This window comes from Roseovarius sp. MS2, assembly GCF_051447875.1.
Classification (GTDB): domain Bacteria; phylum Pseudomonadota; class Alphaproteobacteria; order Rhodobacterales; family Rhodobacteraceae; genus Roseovarius; species Roseovarius mucosus_A.
Map to the genome: position 1 here is coordinate 739,215 of NZ_JBKHVF010000001.1, position 12,157 is coordinate 751,371.

General features: G+C 62.0%; 10 protein-coding genes and 1 pseudogene. All 11 read right to left on the minus strand.

The genetic code is table 11. From position 1 onward, the window contains the following. Positions 1–13: 13 nt before the first annotated feature. The 11 genes and pseudogenes from ACLGGT_RS03745 to ACLGGT_RS03795 all read right to left on the minus strand — a co-directional run bounded on the left by ACLGGT_RS03745 (position 14) and on the right by ACLGGT_RS03795 (position 12,148). Complete coding sequence (locus ACLGGT_RS03745; protein WP_437195069.1) at positions 14–2,080, minus strand: exonuclease domain-containing protein; 2,067 nt, start codon at positions 2,078–2,080, stop codon at positions 14–16. After that, positions 2,073–2,456, minus strand: a complete 384-nt coding sequence (locus ACLGGT_RS03750) for a response regulator transcription factor (RefSeq protein WP_008279339.1) — start codon at positions 2,454–2,456, stop codon at positions 2,073–2,075. The genes ACLGGT_RS03745 and ACLGGT_RS03750 overlap by 8 nt, the downstream gene beginning before the upstream one ends. A gap of 30 nt (positions 2,457–2,486) precedes the next feature. Beyond that, positions 2,487–2,993, minus strand: a complete 507-nt coding sequence (locus ACLGGT_RS03755; RefSeq protein ID WP_008279340.1) for a hypothetical protein — start codon at positions 2,991–2,993, stop codon at positions 2,487–2,489. Positions 2,994–2,996: 3 nt separating this feature from the next. After that, positions 2,997–4,835, minus strand: coding sequence for a DUF294 nucleotidyltransferase-like domain-containing protein (locus ACLGGT_RS03760; protein WP_437195070.1), 1,839 nt, complete (start codon positions 4,833–4,835; stop codon positions 2,997–2,999). A gap of 118 nt (positions 4,836–4,953) precedes the next feature. Beyond that, positions 4,954–6,717, minus strand: a pseudogene (locus ACLGGT_RS03765) (sodium:solute symporter family protein). A 15-nt stretch (positions 6,718–6,732) separates the two neighbouring features. Next, entirely contained in the window at positions 6,733–6,993 is a 261-nt protein-coding gene (locus tag ACLGGT_RS03770) for a DUF4212 domain-containing protein (RefSeq protein ID WP_081507577.1), read from the minus strand. A 68-nt stretch (positions 6,994–7,061) separates the two neighbouring features. Next, positions 7,062–7,748 (minus strand): adenylate kinase, encoded by a 687-nt coding sequence (locus ACLGGT_RS03775; RefSeq protein ID WP_008279344.1) that lies wholly within the window; start codon positions 7,746–7,748, stop codon positions 7,062–7,064. 13 nt (positions 7,749–7,761) lie between these two features. After that, positions 7,762–9,702 carry an acetate--CoA ligase gene (gene acs, locus ACLGGT_RS03780; RefSeq protein ID WP_008279345.1) on the minus strand — a complete coding sequence of 647 codons (1,941 nt, stop codon included), beginning with the start codon at positions 9,700–9,702 and terminating at the stop codon, positions 7,762–7,764. Between the two features lie 318 nt (positions 9,703–10,020). Further along, on the minus strand, positions 10,021–10,311 hold the full coding sequence (locus ACLGGT_RS03785) for a DUF6525 family protein (RefSeq protein ID WP_151976753.1): 291 nt from the start codon (positions 10,309–10,311) through the stop codon (positions 10,021–10,023). Next, complete coding sequence (locus tag ACLGGT_RS03790; RefSeq protein ID WP_437195071.1) at positions 10,301–10,912, minus strand: DUF1826 domain-containing protein; 612 nt, start codon at positions 10,910–10,912, stop codon at positions 10,301–10,303. The genes ACLGGT_RS03785 and ACLGGT_RS03790 overlap by 11 nt, the downstream gene beginning before the upstream one ends. A gap of 18 nt (positions 10,913–10,930) precedes the next feature. Then, positions 10,931–12,148, minus strand: coding sequence for a GTP-binding protein (locus tag ACLGGT_RS03795; RefSeq protein WP_037296946.1), 1,218 nt, complete (start codon positions 12,146–12,148; stop codon positions 10,931–10,933). Positions 12,149–12,157: the final 9 nt, after the last annotated feature.

A 12,157-nucleotide genomic window follows, 5' to 3' on the forward strand; every position in this document is an offset into this window, starting at 1 on the left:
AGGCCTGCGGGCTTCAGTAATTCTGCGCCTTGCGAATCTTGGTCATCCGCCCCTCTTCGGCAATAGCGCCCCCCAGCGTGGTGACACCCTTGGCCTGCAACAGGCCCAGCATCCGCACAAAGACCTCAGCCGTGGCAACCGTATCGCCCATCGCCGTATGCCGCGCCTCAGGCGGGATGGTGATCCCGAACCTCTCGCAAAGCGCATCCAGCGTATGCTGCCCGCTATGGTCGAACAGCCCCGCCGACATCAGCACTGTGCACAGCACCGGATTGTCGAACCGCCGCCCGATCACCTTTTCCTTGAGCCGCAGAAACGCCAGATCGAACGGCGCGTTATGCGCGACCAAAACCGCCCCTTGGCAAAAATCATGAAACCGCCGCCCAGCCTCGATGATATCCGGCGCGTCCTGTACCATATCATCGCTGATATGATGCACCCGCGTCGAGGTGGGCGGAATCGGGCGGCCCGGATTGACCAGCATATCGAAACTCTCGCCGCGCAGAATGCGCCCGTTGACGATACGCAGCCCGGCAATCTGCACGATCTCATCCCCGCCCCGTGGCGAAAGGCCGGTGGTTTCGGTGTCAAACACCACGAAACTCAGGTCAGACAGGGGCCGGTTGGCCAATTCCCCGCTTGCCACCTCAGGCAGGTTGAAATCATAAAACTCGGGCCGCGCATCCCCCGGCTCCAGCGGTGGCGCAGCGGTGGCCAAAGGCAGCACGATGCGATGCCCGCCTGCCCCCGCCTCGGCCCAGACATCGGTCTGATGCGCGCTCAGCGCATCACGGCCCGAATAATCCCCATAGGCGGTGGACAGTGGCGCCTTAAGCCAGCCGGTCAATTGCCCATCCGTCACCGCCTCACCCTGCCAACTCAGGATCAGGCACGTTTCCGCGCCGTCCGGCTCGGCACTCAGGCTGAATCCCTCGCGCGTGCCCTCCTCTGCGAGATGCCCAAGGATGCCGCCCAAAAGCGTGGTCACGGCAAAGCCATCGCAACTCAGCATCGCCTCGCTTCGCACCACCCCTAGCGGCACAGGCGCCTGCACGCTCAGGCCGTCGAAAACATGCGCCGCAGCAACCGGCGACATCGGCCAGCTTCGGGATTTAATCCCGGCATGCCGCGCGCCCATCTCGCGGAGACACTCAAACAGCCGCGCCACTTCGTCCTCGATCCCTTTGCGAAACTTGGCGCGGCTCTCGGGGGGCAGATCCTCGGCGGATTGCAGCACATCCAGCAACGCACCAATGGTGGCCGCAGGTCGGCGCACCCCTTCCAACAGCCTGTTGAACAGATGATCCTGCTGCGCATGCGCGCTTAGATCCTCGGTCGCATCACGGAAAATAAGCACATGCCCCGATAGTTCCTCATCCGACAGGATCGGGCTCACGCGGCCCAAAAGAAACCGCTTGCCGTTCGCAGAGGCCGCAAGGAATGTCTCGGCCTCGATGCGCCCGCGCACCCGCGCATCCTGCATCCGCGACAGCGCCTCCATGATCGGCTCGGGGCGCAGAACATTCGACAGCGGGCGATCAAGACCAATCTCCCCCAACAGCTCTTGCGCCATACGGTTATAAAGCATGACGCGGTTGTCGGGCGTGGCCACCACCGCCCCCTCGCCCAGATCACGAAACAGCGCCTCGAACAGCGCCTTTTCGCGGGCAATCCGCGCCGTCTCGCGCTCTACCGCGCGGGCGCGCGCGGCGCGCGCCTCTGAAAGGGCTGCGTTGATCGCATTGGCGGCAGGGGCCAGCGTGCTCAAATGCTTGGCCTGCGTCTCGTTGATCTGCAAATCCACATCGGCCCGCGCCCGCGTGGTCAGGTCCGAGGCGAGCGCGAGAATGGGCTTGGCCACGTTCTCATCAAACAAAAGACCGATCCACGCCGAGAGCCCCATCACCCCCAGCGTCGCAACCATTCCGCCGATGACATAGCCATCCAGCGGCCCGCCCGCCCGCGCATAGCCAAACCACAGCGCGCCCGCGATTACCCCCGCGCCCCCCAACCCAAGAGCAGCAAAAAACAGCGCGAACCGGAGCCTGAGGCCCAAACGCGCTGTCAGGCGTTCAATCATGATCTGCCCCGGCCAGCAACTCACCGATCTGCGCGGTCAGATCAGCGGTGGCAAAGGGCTTGGTCATAAACGCATCCGCCCCAACCGCCAGCCCCTTGCGGCGCTCAACCTCGCCGCCGCCGGCGGTCATCATCAGCACTTTGATCCCTTTGAGGGCGGCATCGGCGCGGATCATCTGGCAGATCTCATAGCCCGACCGCTCGGGCAGCATCACATCCAGAACCACCAGATCGGGCCGGTCCTCGGCCATTGCCTCCAGGGCTGCATTGCCCGTGGCCACCCGCCGAAGCCGGTATCCCGCCCGCCCGATCAGATGCTCAAGCGCCAGCGCGATATTGTCCTCATCTTCCACCAGCAGAACGGTTTTTTCAGGCATGACGGGCCTCCTCTCCCGGTTACGACTGACTTAGCTTTGGCAAAGTGCCGTGATCACGGGGTCCTCCACCCCAACGACCAGCCACTCGGCCTGCGATGGATCGGCCAGCGCCGCCTCGCTTACATCGGCGCGCGCCGCCTTGGCGCAATCCACCAGTTGCGGGCGCTTGACCGGCACGGCCCAACGGCCAAAGAGATAGATATCCGCCAACAGGATTTCCGGCACCGTCGGGTTGGTCTGAACCCCGGCCCGGTCCAGCACCATCATCCGCGTGACCTGCGGCACCACATAGGTCCAAGGCTTCCAGAACCTTGCTTCTTCTACAGCGCTCACCACTTCGACACTCTCTGGCAAGGTGCTCAGCGTGCGATCCGCCCAAGTGTATTCCGACCAGATCGCATAGCAGAGCATCGCAATACCCGCCAAGATCGGCGCGGAATACCGCGGCAACCGGCCCCGGCTCAGATGCCCCGCAACTAGGGCCAGACCGGCGGCGGCGATGCCAACGGCGAAAGTGGCGATCAATTCAAAAAACATAAGTTATCCCGGTGCTCCTCTGGATTGTGCAATGGCCGATTGCATGGTCTTGACCACCATGAACGCATCTCGCAAGTGATTGCGCTCAAGGTCCGATAGATCGGCGGGGGCCATGAAATTGTCCGGGCTGCGCCCCGCGCGGATGCGCGCCGCCTGATGCCGCAACCGCGTTTCCGCGATCAGGTCATAGGCATCCAGCAAATCGCGCGCACCGCTCTCGGAAATCACTGCCCCCGCCCGTGCCCCCGTGATCCGCTCGCGCGTGCCCGCCACCTCAAGCGATCCCAAGAGCGCGTAAATCCGCCCCAGATCAACCACCGGCACCACGCCCGAATGTTTAAGGTCAATCGTGTTCTTATGCTCGCCCGACCGGATCAGGGCAAATCCGCGCAAAAGGCCCAAGGGCACCGTATGCTTTAGCGAATTAGACACCATGTGCGCGACAAAGATCGAATTCTTGCGCGCACTTGCCAGCACTTCGGCCTGCAAATCGTCAAACAGCGCATTCTCTCCCGCAATCGCCCGCAGGTCGAACATGACCGAGGCCAGCATCTGCGCTTCTGTATCCGGCTGCGCGATCCAGCGTGCGAAATAGCTCCGCCAAACCCGTCGCGGCTGCCGCCAGCGCGGATTGGTTGCCATCATATCGCCGGGGCAATAGAAAAATCCGCAGGTGTTCAGCCCGTCGCTGACATATTTGGCCAGCGCGGCGAAATAGGCATCATGCTCGGGCAGGACACTGTCGTCGATGATCAGGCAATTGTCCTGATCACTCACCCCCGTCTGCTCGCGCCGCCCCTGACTGCCGCAGGCCGCCCAAAGGTAGGGCACCGGGGCCGGGCCAAGCGGCTGCTCTGCCAGCCTCAGCAAACGCCGGGTGATCGCATCGGTGATATCGGTAATCCGCCGCGTGATCGACTGTGGCCGCACCCCGGCCTGTACCAGTTGTACCAACAGCATCGGCACCCGCTCCATGACATGCGCCATGTCTTCGGCTGTGTCAGCGCTGGCAATATCGGCGACCATATGGCTTGCCGTTGCGGCCTGTTGGCGGAACAAATCGGTTTTGCCGATCATGCCCAGCACCCGCCCACCCTGCGCCACCGGCAGGTGATTGACCTTGAGTTCCGACAACAGCATCAACGCATCAAGGCCCAGCCGCCCCGGCTCAATCGTCACCGGGTCCGGCGTCATCACCTGCGCCACGCGGATGTCCCCGCCCAGCCCTTCGGCCAGCACCTTATTGGCCAGATCGCGCACGGTGATGATGCCCGCCAGACGCGCGCCCTCCATCACCACGACCGACGAAATCACATTGTCCCGCATCAGCCGCGCCACATCCTTGACCGTGGCGTCGGGGGTGCAGGTGATCGGCGTCGCGGTCATCAGATCCGACACCTGTAGCGCCGTCAGACCCGTGGCATAAGGGCCGTCATCGCCCTGCGCCGTGGGCCGTGCCCGCGCGAACCAGCGTGCGATCTCATCCGACTGCTCCATCAGGTCCAGAAACGCCTCGCGCGGCACGACGACCAACTCCGAGGGTTCCGCCGCCCGTGCCGTCAGCAGCGCATTGCCATCACGCAAAAGGCCGCGCTCGCCCATGATGTCGCCCGGCCCACGATGCGACACCAGATCGGCATGCCCCGTTTCGATATCGAGCCCGCCAGTCTCGACCACGTAAAGCCCCGCCAGCGGCGCGCCCTTCTCAAAAAGCACAACACCCTGCTCCAGAACCACCCGTGCCAGCTTGGGGGCCAACGCACTGCGCAACACATGCGGCAAGCCGGAAAACGGCGCATGGCGTGTCAGGCTGTCAATGGGATCGGGTTTGACGTCGCTCATCGGGCGCGGCTCTCCTCGGATATGGTGGGAAATCACCTAAAAGCACCCGGTTTCCGGAAATATCGGCGGGCGGCAGAGGGAAAAGGGGCGGCACGCGCCGCCCCTGTCCATTGCTTGCTTAGTGGTTCACGGCCGTGCCGGCACCGCGCGGAATACGCACGCTTTCGACCAGGTCCTGAATTTCCTGCGGCGGTTCTGCCGTCATGCTTGCCACGATGAACGCAACACCAAAGTTCAGCAGCGCACCAATCGGCCCAAAGTGGGTCGGCGGAATACCGAACAGGTATTGATCCGGGGTCAACATGTTCGTGCCGGGGATAAAGAACCAACCCAGGAAGAGGAACAGGTAGAGCGTGGTCGAGAGCAGACCGGCCAGCATGCCAGCGGTTGCACCAGCAGAGTTCATCCGCTTCGAGAAGATGCCCATCATCAGTGTCGGGAAGAGCGACGCCGCCGCCAAACCGAACGCCAAGGCCACAACCTGAGCCGCAAAGCCCGGAGGGTTAAGGCCCAGATAGGTTGCCACCACGATCGCCGCCGCCATCGAAATACGGGCTGCCAAAAGCTCGCCTTTTTCCGAGATGCCGGGATTGATCGTCGATTTGATCAGGTCGTGGCTCACCGCCGAAGAGATGGCCAAGAGCAGACCCGCCGCCGTCGAGAGGGCTGCCGCGATACCGCCTGCGGCGATAAGTGCAATAACCCAACCCGGCAGACCCGCAATTTCCGGGTTTGCAAGCACCAGAATGTCCTGATTGAAGGTGACAAGCTCGTTGCCCTGCCAGCCACGCTCGGCCGCCAGCGCAGTCATCGCTTCGCTCTTTTCGTTGTAGTATTGGATCTTGCCGTCGCCGTTCTTGTCTTCCACAGCCAAGAGGCCAGTGGCAGACCAGGTCCGGAACCAATCGGGAAGTTCGTCCACAGCCACAGCTTCGCCCTGCACACCCTGCGGCCACATGGTGGTCATGATGTTCAGACGCGCCATCGCACCCACAGCCGGAGCGGTGAGATAGAGCAACGCGATAAAGACCAGCGCCCAACCAGCCGACCAACGTGCATCAGACACTTAGGGAACGGTGAAGAAGCGGATGATCACATGCGGCAGACCGGCGGTGCCGATCATCAGCGACAAGGTGAACAGCGCCATCAGCCACGGGCTGGACCCCGACGTATACTGATTAAAGCCCAGATCGTTCAGCAGGCCGTCCAGCGTCACCAGCAGATACTGACCCGACGCCGTGTGCTCACCAAACAGGCCCAACTGCGGCAGAACATGGCCGGTCAGCTGCAGCGAGATAAAGATCGCCGGAATCGTATAGGCGACGATCAAAACGCAATACTGTGCCACCTGCGTATAGGTGATGCCCTTCATCCCGCCCAGAACGGCGTAAACGAAAACCACAGCCGACGCGATCAAAAGGCCAGTGGTGTTGTCCACCTCAAGGAAACGCGAGAAGGCCACACCGGCACCCGCCATCTGACCGATCACATAGGTCACCGACATGGTGATCAGGGCGATAACGGCCACAACGCGGGCCTTGTTGCTGTAAAACCGGTCGCCCACGAACTCGGGCACCGTGTATTTGCCGAACTTGCGCAGATAGGGCGCAAGCAGCATGGCCATCAGCACGTAACCACCCGTCCAGCCCATCAGGAAGGTCGAGTTGTTGTAGCCGACAAAGGCGATGAGACCCGCCATCGAGATGAACGAGGCCGCCGACATCCAGTCCGCCGCCGTTGCCATCCCGTTGACGACCGGATTCACGCCGCGTCCCGCAGCATAGAATTCAGCCGTAGATCCCGCCTTGGCCCAGATCGCGATACCGAAGTAAAGCACGAAGCTGAGGCCAACGACGATGATATTGAGTGTTGTTTGATCCATTGTCCCTCCCCCTACTTATTCTTCACCGACGCCATGTTCGGCATCGAGTTTGTTCATCCGCCAGGCGTAGAAGAAGATCAAAATCAGAAAGACGATGATCGACCCTTGCTGCGCGAACCAGAACCCAAGATCGGTGCCGCCAATGGCGATCCCCGAGAGCATGGGCCGCAGCAAAATGCCAAAGCCAAACGAGGCAAAGAACCAGATCACGAGGCTCCATGTGATAAGACGCAGATTGGCCTTCCAATAAGCGTTCGCTCTTTCTTGATCGGACAAAGCGTGCCCTCCCTTTTATAACGGCTTCCTCCAGACCGCGCCGGGACCATCCCGGCACGGGCACTCCTTTACGCAACCGCCTTGGCGACGATGGCGTTCAGCTCTCTTGCAACGGCCTCGATCTCGGCCATCGCATCGACGCGGGCCAGAACGCCGCGCGATTCATAATAGGAAATCAACGGCGCGGTCTGCGCATGATAGGCGCGCAGCCGCTGTTCCACCGTTTCCGCATTGTCATCGGCGCGCCGCTTCATCTCGGTGCCACCGCATTTGTCACAGATGCCGGCAACGTTCGGCATCTTAAAGCTGTCGTGATAACCTTCACCACAGCCGCCACAGGTGTAGCGGCCCGAAATCCGCGTCACCATTGCCGCGTCATCCACCTCAAGGCTGATCGCCGACCGGATACCCTGACCGATTTCCGCCAAGAGACCATCCAACGCCTCGGCCTGCACCGTGGTGCGCGGGAACCCATCAAGGATCACGCCCTTGGCACAGTCCGGTTCGGCCAGGCGGTCGCGCAGAATGGCGATGACGATTGCGTCAGACACCAGATCCCCCGCCTCCATCACTGCCTTGGCCGCACGACCCGCCTCGGTGCCCGCCGCTACAGCCGCGCGCAATAGGTCGCCGGTCGACAGTTGCACCAGCCCGAATTGCTCCTCCAGCATCCGGGCTTGCGTGCCCTTGCCCGCGCCCGGCGGTCCAAGCAGAACAAGATTGGCGGCATTACGGGGCGTGTCGCTTCCGTCCATCACGAGTCCCCTCTCAGGCTTTGGTGCGATTGGCAATCAGCTCGTCCACGACCGACGGATCGGCCAGCGTCGAGGTATCCCCAAGGCTGTCAAAGTCGTTCTCGGCGATCTTGCGCAGGATGCGGCGCATGATCTTGCCCGAACGGGTTTTCGGCAAGCCCGGTGCCCATTGGATAACATCCGGCTTGGCAATCGGCCCGATTTCCTGACGCACCCAGTTGCCCAGTTCCGTGCGCAGCGCCTCGGTGGCCTCAACCCCATCCATCAGCGTGACATAGCAATAGATGCCCTGCCCCTTGATGTCATGCGGATAGCCCACAACGGCGGCCTCGCTCACCGTGGCATGGGCGACCAACGCCGATTCCACCTCGGCGGTGCCCATCCGGTGGCCAGAGACGTTGATCACGTCATCCACCCGGCCCGTAATCCAGTAATCGCCATCCGCGTCGCGGCGGCACCCATCGCCCGAGAAATAATAGCCTTTGAACATCTCGAAATAGGTCGAGACAAACCGGCTGTGATCGCCCCAGACGGTGCGCATCTGCCCCGGCCAGCTATCCTTGAGCGCCAGAACACCCGAGGTCTCGCCGTCCAACTCGTTGCCCTGATCGTCCAGCACAACGGGCTTCACGCCAAAGAACGGCTTGGTGGCCGAACCGGGCTTGGGCGTGTCGATCACACCGGGCAGCGGCGTGATCAGAATGCCGCCGGTCTCGGTCTGCCACCAGGTATCCACGATGGGGCATTTGCCCTTGCCCACATTCTCATTGTACCAGTTCCACGCCTCGGGGTTGATCGGCTCGCCGACCGACCCCAGAATGCGCAGGCTCGACAGGTCCGATCCTTCAACCGGCCCGGTGCCCTTGCCCATCAGCGCGCGAATGGCGGTGGGGGCAGTGTAGAACTGTGTCACCTTGTGGCGCTCGCACACCTGCCAGAAACGCCCGGCATCCGGATAGGTCGGCACGCCCTCGAACATCAGCGTGGTGGCCCCATTGGCCAGCGGGCCATAAACGATATAGCTATGCCCTGTGACCCAGCCCACATCGGCGGTGCACCAGTAAATATCACCCTCGTGATAGTCGAAAATATACTCATGCGTCATCGACGCATAGGTCAGATAGCCGCCCGTCGTATGCACCACGCCCTTGGGCATGCCGGTCGACCCCGAGGTGTAAAGAATGAACAGCGGGTCTTCGGCGTTCATTTCCTCTGGCGGGCAATCGGCACTGACCTTCTCGGCCTCTTCATGCCACCAGAAATCCAGATCACGCCGCCATGCGACCTGATCACCGGTGCGCTGCACCACAAGACACTTCACATCCGAGGTGTCATGCAACAGCGCCTGATTGACGTTATCCTTGAGCTTGGTCTTGCGGCCACCACGCGGCGCATGGTCGGCGGTGATCACCACCTTGGCATCGCAGCCATTGATCCGCGCGCCCAGCGCGTCCGGGCTGAAGCCCGCGAAAACGATCGAATGAATCGCCCCGATCCGCGCACAGGCCAGCATCGCATAGGCGGCCTCGGGAATCATCGGCATATAGATTACGACGCGGTCACCTTTGCCCACGCCCATCGCCTTCAGCACATTGGCCATCTTGCAGGTCTGCGCGTGCAGTTCCTTATAGCTGATGTGCTGCGGCGTCTCGTTGGGATCATCCGCTTCCCAGATGATCGCCGTCTGATCGCCGCGTGTTGCCAAATGCCGGTCGATGCAATTGGCCGACACGTTCAGCGTGCCATCTTCAAACCATTTGATCGACACATTGTCATACGCAAACGAGGTGTTCTTGACCTTGGTATAGGGCTTGATCCAGTCCAGCCGCTTGCCATGCTCCCCCCAAAACGCTTCGGGGTTACTGATCGAATCGGCATACATCCGCTCATACTTGGCCTGATCAATGTGAAATCCGGCTTTTTTTGCACCTGCGGTTGCGTTTGCGTCGCTCATGACTTGAAATCCTCCATCCCAACGGCCACCTGCTCCTCGTGACAGGCTCTGCCGCATTCCTTCGCATACCCTAGCCGAAATTGCGCAGAAATTAACAAAATCCTGACAAACGTCCATAAGATCAGTGAATTTCTTGCATTAATCGGGGCACAACTTTGTAAATAAATTTTCCACTGCTGTTTTGCTGGTCTTTTGCCCGCCCTGAAACGACTCATGTGCTCAAAATTGCGACAGACCCACTTCCAAAACCCACGCGTGCCCAGTGGGTGCGGCACTATGCCCCGCGCCCGAATCGTATGACGCAGCGTCACAATCCCTCTACGATTCGTCACCTGTAAGGTCTGGCGTGGGATATCCCATCCCCCAAACTACAGAGGCCTCGCGCTCCAGCGCGCGCGCTTCGATCCGGTTCAGACGCGCCAGCGCCGCCGCCTCGCATCCCCCCGCCGCCTGCAACGCCCGCGCCCAGACCGCACGCACCGACCGCGCCGACCAAGGCAGCGCCGCCTGTGCCACCCAGCGGCGCAGCGGCCCCGGCAAGCGGTCATACTCGGTAAGACCATGGGCGCGCCGACGGCGTATGGCGGGGCTGCGCAGGTTACCGGCCATGCTGCGCCGTCCCCAACACGTCCAACACCAACAAAAGCCGCGCCGCGCCAAAACCGGCAATCGGCGGCGAGCGATGCACCACGCCGCTCATCTCGTCCCCAGACCACAGCGCGCCGCGAAAAATGCCCACATCCCCGGTTGCCATTCGACACACAGGTTGCGGATCGCCCTGCGCCCGCATCAACCCGTATTCCGTGCCTGCCCCGCGATAGCTGCACAGCAGCCGCGCAGGAACCTGATCCAAGTGAAACTTGCGGCAGGCATCGTCGCGCACCACCTCTAACCGCAGATGCAAGGCGCTCCGCCCCATGACCTGCCCAAACAGGACAGCCAGCGCGCCGATGTCATCACACAACACCTCACGCGCCCGCCCGATGGGCAAACCTGCGCCCTCACAGGCCGCCTGCGCCACCGCACGCGCACGCTGCGCCGTGCAATAGCATCGGGCCTGCGGCAAGTTTTCCACCGCCACACCGTCGATCCACTCGGCAAGCCCGGCCTCTCTCTGCCGCGTCCAGATCGCCGCCGCTTGTCCCGCCCTCGTCACTTGATGCAGGATACCGGGGCTATCCCCCCGCGCCACGCCGGTGGCCAGCGTCATGCCATGGTCCCGCATCGCTCACGCCGCCTCAGACCGCCGCCACACCGGGAAGGGATCAGGCAAGCCGCGAAACACCAGCGGATCAAAGACTGTCTCGCTGCCAACCAGCGCCGCATCCAAGGCTGCCGTAATTGCCGCTTGGTCCATGCCCGCGCCGATAAACACCAACTCCTGTCGCCGATCACCATAGGGCGCCGCCCAATGCCGCATCACATAGTCCCGCGCCTGCGGATGCGTGGGCCAGCGCTCTTCGGGCACCGACGCCCACCAGGTGCCCAGCGGTCCCACCTTGCTCAAGGCCCCTGCAAGGCTGAATTCCGCCACCCACTCGGGCCGCGTCGCCACCCAGAAATGCCCCTTGGCCCGGATCACACCCGGCAACGGCCCATTCAGAACCGCATGCACGGCTGCCGGATCAAACGGACGCCGCGCCCGGTAGACAAAGGAAGTAACACCATATTCCTCAGTCTCGGGCACATGCTCGGCAAAGCCATAAAGCTCTTTGGCCCAAAGCGGATGATCATGCGCCGTCGCAAAATCAAACAACCCTGTGTCAAAAATCCGCGCCGGATCGACCTGCGCATAATCCGTCTCGATGATCTGCGCATCCGGGTTGAGCGCCACGATGATACTGCGGGCCGCATCGCGCCGCGCGGGCCCGGCATCACTGACCTTGTTGAGAACGATCACATCGGCAAACTCGATCTGATCAACCAGCAGATCAACCAGCGTCCTCGTGTCGCCCTCGCCGGCCACCTCGCCCCGATCCGACAGGAAATCATGGCTGGAATAATTCTCGAGCAGGTTCACGGCATCCACCACCGTAACCAACGTGTCCAACCGCGCCACATCCGAAAGGCTCTCGCCCGCCTCGTCGCGAAATTCGAACGTGGTCGCCACCGGCAACGGCTCTGACACCCCAGTCGATTCGATCAACAGATAGTCAAACCGCCCCTCACCTGCCAGTTTGCGCACTTCCTTGAGCAAATCGTCGCGCAGTGTGCAGCAGATGCAACCGTTCGACATCTCGACCAGCGCCTCATCCGTATGGCTGAGGTTTGCACCACCCTCTCGCACAAGGTCGGCATCAATATTCACCTCCGACATGTCATTGACGATCACCGCCACCCGGCGGCCGTCGCGGTTATTCAGCACTGCATTCAAAAGCGTGGTTTTGCCCGCCCCCAGAAATCCGGAAAGCACGGTCACGGGCAAGCGCAGGTCGCGGGGTTGCATCGGCATCTC